Origin of the sequence: Microcoleus sp. F4-D5 (assembly GCF_036704885.1) — a bacterium.
Lineage (GTDB): Bacteria > Cyanobacteriota > Cyanobacteriia > Cyanobacteriales > Microcoleaceae > Microcoleus.
Map to the genome: position 1 here is coordinate 1 of NZ_JAUBSX010000035.1, position 16942 is coordinate 16942.

Here is a 16942-nt window from a genome sequence, read left to right on the forward strand (position 1 = left end):
CGTGAAAATAAACCTGCTCCTTCTTTGCTTCCATCCGTCTAAAGAAGAGTGAAGATAACGCTTGAATTTTTAATCTAGCTGGATTTAGTTACTTGATTGCTGGCAATAAGTGATGCTTGAAAATTGACTCAATGCCCGAGAGAATTCGTGGTTACATTCTTGTTCGCTCACCCTAGACTCCCAAGCATATTGATGCTTAAACTCCTCTTGGGGTGGTGCGCCGCAGGCGCACCCCCTGAACGGTTACGTCAAAGTTGGATGGCGGCTGTGGTGTTGGGTCAACTTTTCGGTACATTACAAAAGTGATGGTGTGCAGGGGTTTTGACTCATTTTAGCTGTATTGCTTGCACTTTTTTAGCGTTAAAACGAGCCAAAGTGTTTTGAGATAAGGGTTTTAGCCTTTTTCAGCAAGCCCCAATTAGATGTTCTGTTGCTTTTCCGACAAAAAAACTGTCGAATAGGTAGATTGGGGCGCTCAAAAACCCCAGTCCGTTCAAAATCATTGCTTTCATTACTTGTCCTGGGCTTAGGGTTTATTTAATTCTTATTCCCACTTTTTTGTTGACTTCTTCTACCAATTCCATTTCATCTATTATCCCTGCTACTATTCCCTGCAGGGTCTAAATTTACGATATTTATAGCTTCAGATGGCTTTTTCATGGTTTTTAGAGTTGCTCTAATTGCACCAATCATTATACCTGAAAAAAACCTCAAATGATTGCTCTGCAATCATTTGAGGTTTTGACAATTCTGAATCTCTTTGAAATTAAATCCGATCGAATATCTGCGGAATGTGGGTTTTAAAGACCGAGAATATAACCTAACCATTGCCAAGTTTACTCCACATTCATCAATGAATATTAAGTTTTTCAAACAAACTTCTCTAATTTTTTGCCAGAACTCATATCGCAGGTTCTGAACTCTGTCAGTGCCTTTGCCTGATGGGAATAGAGTTTTTTTTTAGGTCATATTTAAGAGTTTTGCCATTCTTCCCATCGTTGCTACGCTGATGGTAAAACCAATTTTCTGGTACAGTAAATAACGGAGTTCTTCGAGAGTTGCATCATTGTTTGCTTCAATCACTTCCGCTAAAATCAATAGTTGTTCTCTATTCAGTTTTAATTTGACTCCACATCGCTCAGTTCGAGGAGCAATATGCAAGGGTCTCGCGATACTGTTTAATCAATTTTTGGACAAAACTTAGAGCTACACCAAAACGGTTAGCTATTGCTCTTTGTGACAGCGGTTCATTATGGTACACATCCATAATTTTTTGTCTAAAATCAATCGAATAAGTTTTCATTTTTACTAATGCGTGATACTTGCTAAAGTTCTAGATAGTTGTCATTCGAGTGACTGCTGCGGGTCAAGGGACTACTGCTTGAAGAGTTCCTCATTTAATTAGAGCTGCATAACATTTTGGGGTTCTATATTTTTCACTCCGTTCAAGTCAGTTATATCATACCTCATCTTTCTGATAAATGCTATAGTGCGAACCTTTCATAAATTAATGACAGATAAAATCGATCGACCTCACGCAACAGTAATACTCGCGATCAGTGCTGACGGTAAAATTGCAGATGCAGTACGATCGCCCGCGAGATTCGGTTCTGCCAACGACAAAGCCCACCTCGAACACCAAGTATCAGCAAGTGACGCGGTTTTGTTCGGCAACGGCACTTTACAGGCTTATGGGACGACGATGAGAGTGATTTCGCCGGAATTGCTCAAACAGAGAGAATTGCAAGGGAAGCCCCCACAACCGGTGCAAATTGTGTGTTCGCGATCGCGCAAATTTGACCCAAACTTGCGATTTTTCCAGCAACCAGTGCCTCGGTGGCTGCTGACAGGGCAAGACAGTAAGGAAATGCCAATGCCGTCTCCGTACCCGACAAAAGACAGTAAGTTCGATCGCACATCTGGCACCATTCTCAATAACGGGCAAGATGCCCGTGAAGCGAGAGATGAATTGTTTTGTGGCACAGGCATCTCGCCTGTTCGTAAAAGGCTTATTGAGAATGGTGCAACATCTCTATTTGATCGAATTATCTATGCGAAAACCGCAGGTGGAGAGATTGATTGGATTGATGCGTTTCAACAGCTAGCAAACTTCGATATCAAACGTTTGGCGATTCTAGGCGGGGGAAAACTCGTAGCGTCTGTGGTGGCTGCTGGCTTGGTAGACGAACTCTGGTTGACGGTTTGCCCGTTAATTTTGGGCGGCGCGGGCGCACCGACACCTGTGGAGGGAGAGGGTTTTTTAGCGCATTTAGCGCCGAAATTGGAGCTTTTGGCGGTTAAACAGGTGGGACAAGAAGTATTTTTGCATTATAGATTCGGGGCGGGCTAGAAGCCCACCCCACAAGAGTTGTGCGGCACAGGCATCTTGCGTGTGGCGGGCGAGAAGTGCCCACCCCACAAGAGTTGTGCGGCACAGGCATCTTGCGCGGCACAGGCATCTTGCCTGTGGCGGGCGAGAAGTACCCACCCCACAAGAGTTGTGTGGCACAGGCATTTTGCCTGTGGCGAGTAATTACACAAGCAGGGGAGATTGTATTAACTTAAATGAAGTTCGATCGCTCTACGCTCAAATCTCCCTATGCTGAAACAGCCAAAACCTGAATATTCTGTAGCCTGGATTAGCAAAATAGGCGAAATCCCGCAAGCGTCGTGGGATGCCTTGGCGATGCCGCTAAAAACTCCTTTTCTGGAATGGGATTGGCTGAACAATCTCGAAATATCGGGCTCTGCGACAGGTAAAACCGGTTGGCTGCCGCATCACTTGACTGTGTGGCGAAACAAACAGTTGATTGCTGGCGCGCCACTTTATGTCAAAAGCCACAGTTACGGTGAATTTGTGTTCGACAATCAGTGGGCCGATTTAGCCCAACGTTTGGGTATTCAATATTATCCCAAATTGATGGGAATGACGCCGTTTACTCCGGCTGAAGGCTATCGGTTTTTGATAGCCGAGGGGGAAGATGAAGACGAGTTAACTGGAGTAATGGTAAGCGCGATCGACCATTTTTGCGATCGCCACAATATCTCCGGCTGCAATTTCCTTTATGTCGATCCAGAATGGCGCGAAAGAATGGAACGCCACGGTTTCAGCGGTTGGCTGCACCACAGTTATATTTGGCAAAATCAAGGCTATCAAAATTTTGACAATTATTTAGGCGCATTTAATGCCAACCAGCGCCGCAATATCAAACGCGAACGCAAAGCAGTTGACCAAGCTGGTTTGTTGGTAAAAACGCTGACTGGCGATGAAATTCCCCAAGCCATGTTTGCTCAAATGTATGCTTTTTATGAGAATACTTGCGACAAATTTGGTTGGTGGGGAAGCAAGTATCTGACTAAGCGATTTTTTGAACAGTTGCACCACAATTACCGCGATCGAGTTTTATTTGTAGCCGCCTACGACAAGGAAGACGACAGACACCCGATAGGTATGTCTTTTTGTTTGTATAAGGGCGATCGACTGTACGGGCGTTATTGGGGAAGTTTGGAGGAAATCGATTGCTTGCATTTCGATGCTTGTTACTATACGCCGATCGAATGGGCGATCGGTCGGGGCATCCAAAGCTTCGATCCCGGTGCCGGCGGACGGCACAAAAAACGGCGCGGCTTTCCAGCTACGCCAAATTATAGTTTGCACCGATTTTATAACAACCGTCTGGCCCAAATTCTCAAGTCTTATATCGGTCAAATCAACGAAAGAGAACAGGAAGAAATTGATGCAATCAACGAGGATTTACCTTTTACTAAGTCACCTCCGTTGTTACTCGGCGATTGACGGTTGACTGGGAATTTGGAATTGGAAACTGGGAATTAGTAACAGCCCATCGGTGTCAACATAATACTAAAACCCTCTGTATATCTCGTTTGTATCGAAGTTTCGATCCCCCTCGCATCCCCCTTGAGAAGGGGAGTAGGGGTTGACTTTGAATGCTCTTTCCCCTTTATTAATGGGAGTTAGAGGGGAGGTAAGAATAGTCTTGTCCCCCCATTATTAAGAGGGGTTAGGGGGGAGCGAAACTCAACTATAAACGATATTTATTATGGATTTTAGTCTTAAGTTGACACGAATGGTAACAGTCAACAGTCAACCGTCAACTAATTAACCTAATTCAAAATTACCTTGCCATCTTCCTGAATTTCCAGGGATTTTGTATCAGTGCCCAACTCAGTTGTCGCGCCGAAACTGACTTGCAACATTCCCGGCATCGCCGTTGCTTGGGGGCGAACCAGCAGCAATCCGCCGTCTGCGCGCTGGTAAGTGAGGGTGATTGGCGCTTTGAGGGCTTGAAGCAAAATTTCAGATTGTTCGCCCAGAGTGCGCGGCTGGGTGACGCCTACGATTTGATAATTAATGACAGCATTGGTGGTATTCACCAGTTTAATTACTATCATGCCTTCTGCAGGCGTAACTCGCGCACTGGGCATGGGGAAGCGGGCCGGCGCGTCTGTGGGTGTAGAGGGCATACCGCTGGGACTCGGACTCGCAGCCGGAGTTGGTTGGCTGACGGGTTCTTCAGTGGCTGCGGGAGTTTCTGCGGGTTGGGAAACGGGTTTTCCTTGTTGGGGCGGAGGGCCGCCGGCGAGGGAAAGTGTTGCGAGACTAACGAGTAAACCTCCGCAGGTGGCTGCTAGCAAGCTGATTTTTTTAAACGGTAGATTGTGGCAAAACATAAATAACTCCTCACAAGTTCGATCGAGGTTGTCCAACAAAGTTCATGTTAATCTATGCGGGAATTGAATTTTAATAGCTTGGTTTGGGTCAGAGGTAAGAAGAATCAGGGTTTTAGGGATAGATTTTTTTTAACCGCAGAGGGCGCAGAGGGCGCAGAGTCCGAGGGGAAGAGAGGATTTTTACAGGCGAGATGCTTCTGATTTGTGGGCGGGCAGGGTGACGGTAACGGCTGTACCTCGATCGACTTGGCTGTCAATGCGGATTTGGCCGCGGTGATTTTCGACAATTGCTTTGGCGATGGCCAATCCTAAACCGGAACCGGCGGCGCTGCGGTGGGTACGGGCGGGATCTGCGCGGTAGAATCGATCGAATAAATGCGGCAGGGCTTCTGCGGCAATTCCGATGCCGGTGTCTGTTACTTTTATTTGCAGCGCTGGATTTAATATCGGCGAATTTCTTTTGTTTTTAGCTGCAAGTTGCAATTCTACTTCAATTTCGCCGCCAGAGGGCGTGTACTGCACGGCGTTGCTGACGATATTGGTAAACAGTCGCGCTAGTTGATCCCAGTCGCCCAACAGTGTAAAGTTGTCCTCAGCGTTGGGCAGATCGACAATTTCCAAAGAAAGAGAGAGATTTTGGGTAGTGGCGATCGCCTGTTGTTCTTCAATAACTTCCATCAGCAAAGCATCGAGGGGAACCTCAATCCACTGCTGCTGCACGATACCGCTGTCTTGTCTGGCTAAAAACAGCAAATCGTCAACCAAGCGCCCCAAACGGCGCGTCAGGCGTTCGATAAGTTGTAGCTGTTGATGCTGCTGCGGTTCGATATCCGGTTCCGCCAAAGCTACTTGCACGTTAGTTTGAATAGTGGCGATCGGATTTCTCAGTTCGTGAGAAGCATCAGCGGTAAACTGTTTGAGACGCCCGTAAGACTCCCGCACCGGTGCCATCGCCAATCCCGACAGCAGCCAGCCAATAGCCGCCACGCAAATTAGAGTTAAACCCGCGCCCAAAATCAAATCGAGAATTAGTTGGCGGATGGGTTTTGTCACTTCAAACCAAGGATGGCTGACTCGCAAATATCCCAGAACTTGGCGGCCGATTTCCACTCGCTGCGTTACTTGTCTGAGGGAATAGTTTTGAGTTGTCCGAATGCTAATCGGTTTGGTAGAAACGCGATTTGTATTTTGTGCGATCGACTTTTCACTACCTAAATTTAGATTTTCCTGCAAACCTGCATTCAAACCGCCATCAAAATCTCTGATTTCTCCCCTCTGCGCCCTCTGCGCCTCTGCGGTTAAATCCCTCTTCCCTCTATCCCTTAAATCCGTGACATCCGGTACATTGCCCGTTGCGAACCTTTCTTGTACCTGATTTGTACCTTCAAACCGCAACTTATGATTAACCCAAACTGTTTCGCCCGTGCGGTTAGCGTGAATGGGAATATTCAGCGGTTCCGATAAAGTAGACCACAGCAATTCGCCCGTAGGACTGAACCATTCTAAATCAATGTGGTCGTCTTCTACAGCATCGGTGCTATCTCGAAAACTCGCTTGAATATTAACTTGCAACTTATTTTTATCTTTGGTAGCAGGCAAACTTAGCGGTTCGATAACCAGTGTTCGCTCTATTACTTCTACAACATGATTGAGGGTGTCGTCAATGCGATCGATCAAAGTAGTGCGGACGTAGAAATAGAAACCAGTGGCGAATACAAGTAACAATACAGCAGTAACGGCTGTGTACCAAATAGCGAGGCGGCGGCGGGTAGCTTGGAACATATTGCGAAAAAAGTTCGGCAACTGATTTTGTTCAGCAACAGGCTTTCCGGCCTGTTGCTGACAATGGTGCAACATTTCAGTTTAACCAATTTAATAACTATAACCTTCTTCTCTTATCTTCTTCTCTTCCTTCGTGACAATAGCGCTTACGCGCGGCTTCGCCTAACGCGCCGAAAGCGGTTCGTTAAAAAAAGCCTTGTTCGCAAATTATCTCAAAAAACTCTAACAACTTTCCATTCTTCTGACATCTTGCAGCAATATCAATCAGAGGATTTTTCGTGGGGTCGGGCGGGTTTATAGAACCTATTTGCAAGCTTTAAGGCTGTTGGCTAACCCGCCCCTACGGCTAATTGAGAATGGTGCAAGATCTCAGTTCTTGATACTTCAGACAGATGTCGAGGTAGCTGTCATGCTGGTAGTCTACTCGCTAAACTTTTTAGGTATCAAGCCTGTGAACAAATTTTTATTTCGAGCCGCGATCGGGCTATTAATGGCATTTTTTGGGGCAATTACCTATTTTACAAACGACGTACAAAATCCGGTAACTGGAGAGAGACAGCGGGTGCAACTTTCTCCCCGCCAAGAGATAGTTTTGGGATTGCAGGCGCGAAATCAAATGGCCGCCAAGTACGGGGGGCTTTATCCGAGTCAGAGTATTCAGCAGTATGTCGATCGAGTAGGAGAACGAGTTGTCAACGGTTCGGCAGCGAAACAAGCGGGTTATCCGTTTGAATTCCACCTGCTGCGAGACCCCGAAACTGTCAATGCTTTTGCTTTGCCGGGGGGACAAGTTTTCATTACTGCAGGGCTGCTGCGGCGGCTGAATTCCGAGTCTCAGTTGGCTGGTGTACTGGGGCACGAAAGCGGTCACGTTGTGGGGCGCCACGCTGCGGAACACTTGGCAAAACAGCAGTTGGGCAGGGCTTTGGTAACGGCGGTTGGGGTGGCTGCTAGCGACGATCGCGGGGGCGGACAGCAGGCAGCATTAATTGCTCAAGCTGTCAATCAAGTTGTCGGTTTGCGGTACGGTAGATCGGACGAACTTGAGAGCGATCGGCTCGGTTTTCGGTTTATGACGGAGGCGGGTTACGATCCTAGAGGTATTGTTGAGGTGATGCAAATTCTCGGTGCAGCTAGGAAGGGAGAAGCGCCGCCGGAGTTTTTGAGTTCTCACCCAAACCCTGAAAACCGAGTTCAAAAGTTGCAAGCTTTAATCGCACAAAATTACCCTAACGGCGTTCCAGCTAATTTGGTGTCTGGACGCGAAGAGTTTGCTAAGAATGTGTCGGGCCGTTAACGAGAATTGCATCGGGCTTTACAAAAGTTATTACTAAAGGCGGATCTAAGTTCGGCTTGGGGTGGGCACGATCGACTTAATGAGCGATCGAGCAATTGGAAAGTTGAAAACCATGATTCAATCTTGGATGATTATCGGCGGCGTGACTTTCTCAGTCGCTTTCGGCACTCTGTTTTTTAAACTGCGCGATATTAACTGGGCCGTCAAACTTCAAAGACCGAATTGGATGTTTTTTGAGCCTGCTATTCCGTTAATTTGGACGGTAATTTTTGCTTGCGGGGCCGACAGCGCTACTTTCGTGTGGGAACAGGAACCAGGGAGCCTTAAAACATGGCTGTTGATGGGTTTGTACTTGCTTTTAGAAATAGTCACAGTTGCTTATATTCCTGCTACTCTCAGAGCCAAAAGTCTCAAAGTAGGGACAATTTTGGGAGGGGCTGGGGAGATTTTGGGAATAGTGCTGACGTTGGCTGTTTTGCCGATTTCTCAAACCGCAGCTTTGTTACTTTTGCCTTACGCGATTTGGGGTGCGATCGGCACCTATACCACTTGGGAAATGATTCATTTAAACCCAGAATCTGCATAAAGATCGGGCGTACAATGCAGACCATACTAACGAACCGCGAAGACGCGAAGCTCGCGGAGAAAGAGAAAAGCGATTCAGAAATAATAACTAAGCTATTAACCAACGATTCACAAGTATAACCATCTTTTATTATTATCTTCCTACCCTTCGGGAACGGCTTCGCCGAACGTGTACTTCGCGTCTTCGTGGTTCGTAAAAAAAACCTTGTTAATATAATAGCAAATCCGTGCTACCGGGTTAACCGACCGATCGAGTGAGGGAATCCGCTTGACATTGTGTGCGTATTGGATGAGAAAATAAATGAATAAAACTGGTTAAAATTAAAGGACGCTCGTTATCAATGGCAATTAAAGACCAGCCCCAACCACCTCGTTTTAGGCAAATTAGCAATATTTTGTTATTGCTCTCAAGTTTGTTTCTGCTGGCAAATATCTTTTTGCCGAATTTGTTCGGGCCGCAAATTCCGCAAGTGCCTTACAGCTTGTTCGTCCATCAGGTTCAAGAACAAGATGTAGTCAGAGCTTCGGTAGGTCAAAATGAAATTCGCTACCAACTCAAAGGCGAAGGCGACAAACCCGGTCAAATTCTGTCAACTACGCCGATTTTTGACTTGGAACTGCCTAAACTTTTGGAACAAAAAGGCGTTGAATTTGCGGCAACTCCGCCGGCAAAAAATAGCTGGATCGGCAGTATTTTAAGCTGGGTGCTTCCGCCGCTGATTTTTGTGGCGATTTTTCAATTTTTCATGAACCGGGGTGCTGGCGGGCCGCAGGGTGCACTGTCGATCGGCAAAAGCAAGGCTAAGGTCTATGTAGAAGGCGAATCGGCGAAAATTACTTTTGCCGATGTGGCTGGAGTAGAAGAGGCTAAAACTGAATTAGTCGAAGTTGTTGAATTCCTGAAAAGTCCCGACAGATTTACGGCAATCGGTGCGAGAATTCCGAAAGGCGTGCTGTTAGTCGGACCGCCGGGAACTGGCAAAACACTGTTAGCTAAAGCAGTGGCGGGTGAAGCTGGCGTGCCGTTTTTTAGCATTTCGGGTTCGGAGTTTGTGGAACTGTTTGTAGGTGTGGGTTCTGCAAGAGTTAGAGATTTATTCGAGCAGGCTAAAAAACAGGCTCCTTGTATTATTTTCATTGATGAATTGGACGCGATCGGCAAATCTCGCAGCAGCAACGCTGCATTCGGTGGTAATGACGAACGCGAACAAACTCTCAATCAACTGTTAACTGAAATGGACGGTTTTGCTGCGGGCAATACTACGGTAATTGTGCTGGCTGCAACTAACCGCCCGGAAAGTTTGGATGCTGCTTTGTTGCGCCCCGGCCGTTTCGATCGCCAAGTTTTAGTCGATCGCCCCGACTTATCTGGCCGCGAAGCAATTTTGAACATTCACGCTCAAAAAGTGAAGCTGGGCCCGGATATTAATTTGAAGGCGATCGCCACTCGCACCCCCGGTTTTTCCGGCGCAGATTTGGCAAATTTGGTGAATGAAGCTGCTTTGTTGGCGGCCCGCAACAAACGCCTAACTGTAGCACAAGAAGACTTTGCAGAGGCGATCGAACGGATTGTAGCCGGCTTGGAAAAGAAAAGCCGCGTGCTCAATGAAAAAGAGAAAACCATCGTTGCTTATCATGAAGTCGGCCACGCGATGGTAGGTGCTCTGATGGCTGGCGGCGGCGAAGTTGCCAAAATCTCGATCGTCCCTCGCGGTATGGCTGCTTTGGGTTATACTTTGCAGTTGCCGACTGAAGACCGTTTCTTGTTAGATGAATCGGAATTGCGGGGTCAAATTGCGACTTTGTTGGGCGGGCGATCGGCTGAGGAAGTGGTGTTTGGTAGCATTACTACTGGCGCTTCAAATGACTTGCAAAGGGCGACTGATTTAGCAGAAAGAATGGTGACAACTTACGGAATGAGTAAGGTTTTGGGGCCTCTAGCTTACGATCGAGGTCAACAAGCAATGTTCCTCAACGACGGTATGGGAAATGCCCGCCGCGCTGTCAGCGCCCAAACTGCTGAGGCGATCGACCAAGAAGTGAAGGAAATTGTCGAAACTGCACATCAGCAAGCTGTGGATATTCTGAAAGCAAATCGAGAATTGTTGGAAACAATTACGCAGAAACTGTTGGAAACTGAAGTGGTGGAAGGTGACGCACTTCGCGAATTCCTCCGTCAAGTGCGGCCTTTAGATAAAGTTGCAGCGGTTGTTTAAAAGGGTTTAATATCATGTAGGCGTGAATCGAGCGGAATTTCTGTAGGGGCGGGTTTTACCAACCATAATCGCCTAAAACTAATAATCTAGTAAACCCGCCCCTCGGTTATCGCGGTCGATCGACTGGACAAGATATTAAACCACAGGTGAACGCAGATAAACGCAGATGATGACAAAATATCATCTGCGTTTTTTGGTATTTCTTAGCTCGTAGATTTTCAAGCAGAAGGCTTGGGAGCCGGTGCCCCCCGCAGCATTCCTTCTGTACTGAGGTCTTCATCGATTTCTTCCCAGTGAATGCCATAGCCTCCTCCGCATATTTCCCATTTTGCCCTTTGATCCGGCGTTGCATTAAACAATCTGGGATACCAAATTAAAGGCACAGTAATGGTTCGTCCATCCATCAAATCAACACTAATTGTTTCTTCTGTAAAATGAATCTCCTTAACTCTCTCGTCCGCTCGAATCGCCAAAATACCCATACCAAGCCTCCAATAAAGTTTGTTGATTTTCTTGTACTACCGACTGTATTTTCCGAAGTTCTTTAGCACTAAAACCAAGGTTGTTTGCCAAACTGACTGGCTCCAACCAAAATTTAACTGATGATTTGTCTCTGTCAATGTGAACATGAGGTGGTTCATTCGGTTCATGGCTGTAAAAGTAAAGTCGGTAAGGGCCTACTCGTAAAATAGTTGGCATAATTTCAGGTTATACAACATTTCAATGCGAATATCTGTAAGTTTTGTATTCTATGATAGCACAGGGCGATTTTATATTTTGGTTACAACCCTTTGATATACTGCCTCAATATAGGTGGGAGAGTGTAAAGACTTTCCTGTTTTTCTATAAAGCAGCGCCGCGATAAAGATTGGAGCGCGTTGAGTAAATCTGATGAGGATAGTTGTCCTTTTTTTAGCAATTTTGCTAGGTTGACTGGCTGGTTTTCTGCAGCCAACAATGACATAACTTGTTTTTCTAGTTCGGAAGTGCGATCGTACTGCTGCTGTAAAACATCTTTCAAATCTTCTGGCAATAATATGGTATCATCTAGTAATAATTCTGTCACGCTGATTCCCAAGTCTTGAATCAGATTCGCCACGCTTTTTAACCATAGGGGGTTGCCTTGGTAGCGGTGAATGAGTGCTTCACTGTTGTCGATTTCTTCTAACCCATAATCTCTGAGTATTTCCCGTCCGGCTGCGATGTCTAAACCCTTGAGTTGTAAGGTACGAATAGAAGTATTTTGGTTTTTAACTTGAGTCACTTCTCTCGGTTGTTCCCAACCGATTAACAGAAAGCAGCTTTGATGGGATAATTTTTCTATCTGTTTGAATAGGGAGCGATATTCTTCGTAGTCTGGTTTATACTTTCCTGCTGATTCGCCACTACAGAAAAGGTTGTGAACGTCATCTAAGACTACTAAACAGCGATGGTTTTGTAAATATTTAATCAGCGGTAAGCGTTTCTGGTTGATTGGGGATGAATCTAGTTTTTCTGACTGGGAAAAAAACTGTATTAGTTTATGTTCAAATTCATCTAGGGTGTAGGAGGCGTCGATGCTGCACCAAATGACGCATTCAAATTCATCTTTTATTTGTTGTACGAGTTGCACTGCTAAGGTGGTTTTGCCGATACCGCTGATGCCGATGAGCGCGATGAGGCGACACCGTTGTTGTAGAATCCATGTGGTGAGGGTGTCGAGTTCGAGAGTGCGATCGTAGAAATCGCCCAACTCTGGCATTTCGCTTAAATCTTGATGTAGAGTTTTAGTTTGTTTTGAGTTAGGTGTTTCTTGATTTGGTGGGTGTGAGTTTGTTATATCTAGCGGGTATCTAGCTTCTCCACAGAAGTTAACGGTACTAATTTGCACATAGTCTTGTGCAAAATGTGAAAATATGGAAACTTGGAACCTCTTCATTGATGCTTGAAAATTCTTTTTATTAACATCTTCTCCCAACTCTTCCGAAAGTATCTGCCATAATTGCGAACCAACTTGCCTAACATAACTCTCGTTACAGTGAATCTCCTCAGCAATTTTGGTATATTTCTCACCTTGCATGGTTCCTCGCAGAATTGCCTCTTGTAAGTTATCGAGGTGCTCACCCGTCTTGGCAAAAACCATCTCGTCAGCCATTTTTAACACTTCCTTAAGATTCATGCAGTATGGTGGATGTTGTGATTTTTCGTATTATACCTAACATTTTCCAACATTTTCTTGCATTTGCCAACATTTTTGACGCGGGGGAGTTGAAGTAGCCGACAAAATTGCCAACAAAATAGAACATTTTGGGGCTAGACAAATCTTTGATTTATAAGGAGCATGGGAGAAGGATAAAGCTGTCTCTGGTTATTTACTAAATCTACAGCAGAGAGTACCCAATTTACTTAGTTCAGTATTGATTAAACAATCAAAACGATAATGCGAGGTACAGAATGAAAAAAGTTTTTAATTCGTTAGTGGGTGTAACCACAATATTCTTAGCATCTTTGTTGGTGACACCTACTCAAGCTCAAAATACTCAGTACGAGGTTTTGATTTTTGCTCGTAAGCCAGACAACTCCTCGATTCCATTGCCAACTGATGCAGGTCACGCTTGGATCGCAATCGTTAAGAATAATGGTAATGGTCAATGGCAAACTGACGCGACATACGGTTTTTGGCCAGAATCGAGAAATGAACCATCTGTAAATCAGGGTACTGATTTTGATCATACAAATAGGTATCTTAGAGGTCAACCACTTAGTAGGAGGGGTCAAGCCGTTCGCAAGGCAAAAATCAGTCCAAACAGAGCCAATTGGATTAAGAATGGAGCTTACAGAGAAGCAGGCTGTGCCAGATATCAAGCTTTTGGAGGTACGGGCACATCTTGCAATTGTGCAGATTATGCAACCCGATTGTGGTGGGTTTTAACTGCTAGGCGAGAAGATTTTAGAATTCGCGCTGTTACTCTAAATTTAACGCTTGATTATCTTGTTGATAAAATTAATGGACAGAATCGCGCAACAGGTGATTTTTTAGACAGTGGTCGAACTTGGGAATAGCACTATCGCCCTTGCTTGTAGGTTGGGTTGACGCTCGTGTTACCCAACCTCTTTTTCTGCTTACAATCTTATCCATTTCCACCATTTGAAAGTGCGCTGATTGCACGGAGGGCGATCGCCCATCGCGCATAAAGAGCGATCGCATCCAACCAATGCAGCAATTACATTATGATTGGTCTGGCGATCGAGTTGGGCTGATAAAAGGCTAATGGCAAGACTCTATTATCGAGGCATGGCAGAAGAAAACGGTAAACCCAAAATGGGACGCAACGCGAGGCTACTGGGAGTCAGACCCAGTATTGACATTGATGTTGAGCAAGTACCCAAAGACTGGTTGGATGAACAAGGTTATTTACTACCAGAAACAGAACGCCAGTCTTCAGAGGAGTCTGTCACTGTAGCTATTAGAAACACAAAAGCAATGTCTGTATCCCTCACTATCGAAGGCTTACCACCATTCCGCAAACCCCCAAAATTTGGCGGAACAGGAAAAGATCCTCTTTGGCAGATTGACGACAGCAAGATCCTCGAAGATATTGAAGCTGTGCAAGATAGTCCAACTCATGTCAGTATTTTGCCAAGCGCTACAATGCTTTTAGAGAAATATGAAGCAGCCCTGGCCCAGACACAGAACGAATGGGAGAAAGTTTGATAGTTTAATTTAGTCAACGGGAGAACAGCAATGGCATGGGTGTTTAGCTTATCGGCTGAATGTGGCACAAAGCAATTTGAAGCACAGCAATTTGCTCAATATTTCAATGAAATTTCCTGGGTTCTCTCAAACGGTAGACATTCCCAATGTCGGGCAGAAATTTTTCAGGACATAGAAGAAAATTGGTGGTGTCGAGTTTGTCCAAGTGGCATCAGTGAGATTGGAATTGACACTCCAGAAAGTGCTTATTTAACGACGGAAATAGGTATATTTCTGTATCAGAGTTTGCGGTTTGCTCCACCGTTTCGGTATGCTTTAGTTGGTATGGAAGTAGATGAATTTAGAACCTACAGCGAATTGATTGAAGAGCCTGCCTTGGTTTTTCCTGGATTGGTTTTAGCTGAAGCTGTTTGGCAAGCAACGGGAGCATCTTCGGTTTTTCGATCGTTCAGTCTGGGATATGTTTGGAAGCCCTATGAAGGTGAAGTTTATAGACCACTACTAGCATCACCGGACTTAAAGAACAAGCTTGATGAATTGCTGAGCGTGGGGAAAATCCTTTTAGTGGAGACATCGCCCCCCACCATCTAATTTACACCCAACAAACCCAATCTACTCAGCATTTATCCCGATCGCACCCTCCAATCTTTAGGCGGTTTTACTTGCCTTCTTCTTTTTTCGTTCGCGCCTTTCTACTGCTATTTGTTTCATAACCTCTATTTCCTCAAAATCGACCTGCATCACAGCCGTCTTAAACTCCAGACCCAAAACACAGCTAATTTCAAGGAGTTCCATATAACTAGCACCTTGATAATCTTTCTTCTCATGTTCCTTAAGGCGTTCAGGGTCAATATCCAACCTTTCTGCTAGTTCTTCCACGCTGATTTTTGCTGCCATTCGAGCTTTAATTAAAGCATCTGATAGTTTATTAAAATTCTCAACTACAAGTTCGATCGGCTTACTCTTATCCCACGCCATCAATCGTTCATATTCTGCTATTTCTTCGTGCAACTGATCCAAATGGCGCTGAATCGAACCTCTACCTGCATCCCATTTGAGAAAGTCCTTTCTTTTTGCTTCTTCATCCCGCTCCATTGCTGCTAGAGTTTTGTTGAATTTTTGAACCCAATCTTTGCTGACTCCGTACTCAAATTCATCTTTAATCACGGTTCCCACCTCATTAAATCGATAGCTATAATTCCTTTCGTGTTTTTGCCTCTGTCACTTTGAAAAAATTCAAAGGAATTTTCTCCGTAATTGCCTACAGGTTCGTCTGAGGGAAAAATTTCCCCTCGATACTTAGCTTTTTGGGCATTTCGATCCTGATGATTGAACAATCTAGGAGCATTGATTCTCAGATACTCCCTGTCTACAGTTTCTCTATCGTAACAAGCATCAAAATCATTAGGCTTATCTTTGCTGGTAACAAAACTACCATCAATATAGATAGTTCTAGCACCTGCTGCTTTTAATTGGGTCATTGCCAGTTTCAAGCCCAATATCAAGCTATCTCTTTTAAAATTCGTGCCAAATCTCTCCTCAAACTCCTCCCATTCGCACCAATGAACTCCCCGTGGTAGATTGCCGTTTTCATCGAATTCTGGAATCACTTACTCACACCCGCGCCGCAAATTAGTTGTGCGAGTCGATCGTACCACAGCTACCATTATAAACAAACAAAAACCAGGCTGCTTCAAACAACCTGATTTTTCGATATTCTTGCTGCATTTTCGCTCGCTCAAACTCCGTTTATGTAAGCCATAACAGGAGTACCTTGCTGCTGCTGCTGCGCGATTTCCAAAAGGCGCTGAATCCGATCCTCTGTCGGCGGGTGAGTGCGGAAAAGTGACTGCAAACCTTTAGTCGAAAAAGGATTGACAATCAGCAGCGGCGACATCGCAGGATTGCCGTGCATCGGAATTTCATGACCCATTTTCTCTAATTTTTGCAGCGCGTTTGCTAAACCGATCGGGTTATTGGTAATTTCCACCGCACCGCTGTCTGCTGCAAATTCCCTCGTCCGAGAAATCGCCAATTGAATTACGGTTGCTGATAGCGGTGCTAATATGATTAAAAACAGCAAACCAAACGGATTCGCGCCTTGCCTGCTATCCCGCGTTACCGGACCGTAAAGCGCTCCAAAAGTCAGAATTCGCCCGACAAATGTAATTGCACCGGCAATTGTTCCTGCAACTGCTTGAGTGAGGGTGTCGCGGTTGCGGATGTGGGTAAGTTCGTGGGCTAAAACGCCTTCCAATTCGTCGCGGGAAAGCAGCTTGATGATGCCTTCAGTAACTGCTATTGTCGCGTGTTCCGGGTCTCTTCCTGTGGCGAATGCGTTGGGAGATTGAGTGGGAACTAGAAATATTTTCGGTACGGGAATTTGGGCTTTTTCGCTCAGCGATGCTACCATATCGTAGAGTTCGGGAGCTTCGCTGCGGGCGATCGGCTGAGCGCGGTAAGCCATTAACGCGGCCGTGTCGGAATAGTACCAAGAGCTAAAACTTGAGAAGGCGGCTAGCGCTAAACCGATGTAAAGTCCTTGCTCGTTGCCGATTAAATAATAACTTCCTAAAACTAGAAGACCGCTTAGGAGTCCTAAAAGAGCTGCTGTCCTGAGTTGATTTGTTCCTAACATGGCGGGTTGAGGGCGATCGAGATTTTTTTTATTTTTGA

17 protein-coding genes and 1 pseudogene are annotated in these 16942 nt (G+C 45.4%); 9 read left to right on the plus strand and 9 right to left on the minus strand.

What is annotated here, in order from left to right; all coding sequences use genetic code 11:
• Positions 1-413: 413 nt before the first annotated feature.
• A pseudogene (locus QUA80_RS17485) lies at positions 414-660 on the minus strand (DUF4277 domain-containing protein); the annotation flags it as partial.
• An 850-nt stretch (positions 661-1510) separates the two neighbouring features.
• Here QUA80_RS17485 and QUA80_RS17490 point away from each other — a divergent pair.
• From QUA80_RS17490 to QUA80_RS17500, 3 genes are read left to right on the plus strand one after another with little or no spacing between them, the layout of a single operon-like run.
• Positions 1511-2350, plus strand: a complete 840-nt coding sequence (locus QUA80_RS17490) for a dihydrofolate reductase family protein (RefSeq protein ID WP_333426393.1) — start codon at positions 1511-1513, stop codon at positions 2348-2350.
• 56 nt (positions 2351-2406) lie between these two features.
• Positions 2407-2565 carry a hypothetical protein gene (locus QUA80_RS17495; RefSeq protein WP_333426394.1) on the plus strand — a complete coding sequence of 53 codons (159 nt, stop codon included), beginning with the start codon at positions 2407-2409 and terminating at the stop codon, positions 2563-2565.
• Between the two features lie 34 nt (positions 2566-2599).
• A complete protein-coding gene (locus tag QUA80_RS17500) occupies positions 2600-3796 on the plus strand; it encodes a GNAT family N-acetyltransferase (protein ID WP_333426395.1) in 1197 nt (398 codons plus the stop codon).
• 329 nt (positions 3797-4125) lie between these two features.
• On the opposite strand, the gene QUA80_RS17505 is transcribed toward QUA80_RS17500, so the two are convergent.
• Together QUA80_RS17505 and QUA80_RS17510 are read right to left on the minus strand one after the other, a co-directional pair.
• Entirely contained in the window at positions 4126-4692 is a 567-nt protein-coding gene (locus QUA80_RS17505) for a hypothetical protein (RefSeq protein WP_333426396.1), read from the minus strand.
• A 180-nt stretch (positions 4693-4872) separates the two neighbouring features.
• Complete coding sequence (locus QUA80_RS17510; protein ID WP_333426455.1) at positions 4873-6474, minus strand: HAMP domain-containing sensor histidine kinase; 1602 nt, start codon at positions 6472-6474, stop codon at positions 4873-4875.
• Positions 6475-6925: 451 nt separating this feature from the next.
• On the opposite strand from QUA80_RS17510, the gene QUA80_RS17515 reads away from it, so the two are divergent.
• From QUA80_RS17515 to ftsH4, 3 genes are all read left to right on the plus strand, one after another.
• The gene (locus QUA80_RS17515) at positions 6926-7771 is read left to right on the plus strand and encodes a M48 family metalloprotease (protein WP_333426397.1); all 846 of its coding nucleotides are present in this window, start codon (positions 6926-6928) and stop codon (positions 7769-7771) included.
• A 112-nt stretch (positions 7772-7883) separates the two neighbouring features.
• Positions 7884-8357 (plus strand): tryptophan-rich sensory protein, encoded by a 474-nt coding sequence (locus tag QUA80_RS17520; RefSeq protein WP_333426398.1) that lies wholly within the window; start codon positions 7884-7886, stop codon positions 8355-8357.
• Between the two features lie 340 nt (positions 8358-8697).
• The gene (gene ftsH4, locus QUA80_RS17525) at positions 8698-10572 is read left to right on the plus strand and encodes an ATP-dependent zinc metalloprotease FtsH4 (protein WP_333426399.1); all 1875 of its coding nucleotides are present in this window, start codon (positions 8698-8700) and stop codon (positions 10570-10572) included.
• Positions 10573-10790: 218 nt separating this feature from the next.
• On the opposite strand, the gene QUA80_RS17530 is transcribed toward ftsH4, so the two are convergent.
• The 3 genes from QUA80_RS17530 to QUA80_RS17540 all read right to left on the minus strand — a co-directional run bounded on the left by QUA80_RS17530 (position 10791) and on the right by QUA80_RS17540 (position 12730).
• Entirely contained in the window at positions 10791-11054 is a 264-nt protein-coding gene (locus tag QUA80_RS17530; protein ID WP_333426400.1) for a DUF2442 domain-containing protein, read from the minus strand.
• Positions 11017-11271: a DUF4160 domain-containing protein gene (locus tag QUA80_RS17535; RefSeq protein ID WP_293145823.1), complete on the minus strand. Its 255-nt coding sequence runs from the start codon at positions 11269-11271 to the stop codon at positions 11017-11019. The genes QUA80_RS17530 and QUA80_RS17535 overlap by 38 nt, the downstream gene beginning before the upstream one ends.
• An 82-nt stretch (positions 11272-11353) precedes the next feature.
• Positions 11354-12730: an NB-ARC domain-containing protein gene (locus QUA80_RS17540; RefSeq protein WP_333426401.1), complete on the minus strand. Its 1377-nt coding sequence runs from the start codon at positions 12728-12730 to the stop codon at positions 11354-11356.
• A gap of 275 nt (positions 12731-13005) precedes the next feature.
• Here QUA80_RS17540 and QUA80_RS17545 point away from each other — a divergent pair, with 275 nt between their 5' ends.
• The 3 genes from QUA80_RS17545 (at position 13006) to QUA80_RS17555 (ending at position 14857) form a co-directional block, all read left to right on the plus strand.
• Positions 13006-13614 (plus strand): hypothetical protein, encoded by a 609-nt coding sequence (locus tag QUA80_RS17545; protein WP_194060397.1) that lies wholly within the window; start codon positions 13006-13008, stop codon positions 13612-13614.
• A 208-nt stretch (positions 13615-13822) separates the two neighbouring features.
• Complete coding sequence (locus QUA80_RS17550) at positions 13823-14266, plus strand: Tse2 family ADP-ribosyltransferase toxin (RefSeq protein WP_333426402.1); 444 nt, start codon at positions 13823-13825, stop codon at positions 14264-14266.
• A gap of 30 nt (positions 14267-14296) precedes the next feature.
• Positions 14297-14857, plus strand: coding sequence for a hypothetical protein (locus QUA80_RS17555; protein ID WP_333426403.1), 561 nt, complete (start codon positions 14297-14299; stop codon positions 14855-14857).
• Between the two features lie 57 nt (positions 14858-14914).
• Here QUA80_RS17555 and QUA80_RS17560 read toward each other — a convergent pair whose 3' ends face one another.
• The 3 genes from QUA80_RS17560 to QUA80_RS17570 form a co-directional block, all read right to left on the minus strand.
• A complete protein-coding gene (locus QUA80_RS17560; protein WP_333426404.1) occupies positions 14915-15433 on the minus strand; it encodes a DNA-binding protein in 519 nt (172 codons plus the stop codon).
• Positions 15430-15876, minus strand: coding sequence for a DUF6932 family protein (locus QUA80_RS17565; RefSeq protein ID WP_333426405.1), 447 nt, complete (start codon positions 15874-15876; stop codon positions 15430-15432). Before QUA80_RS17565 ends, QUA80_RS17560 begins: the two co-directional genes overlap by 4 nt.
• Positions 15877-16004: 128 nt before the next feature.
• Complete coding sequence (locus tag QUA80_RS17570; RefSeq protein ID WP_333426456.1) at positions 16005-16904, minus strand: M48 family metalloprotease; 900 nt, start codon at positions 16902-16904, stop codon at positions 16005-16007.
• Positions 16905-16942 lie beyond the last annotated feature (38 nt).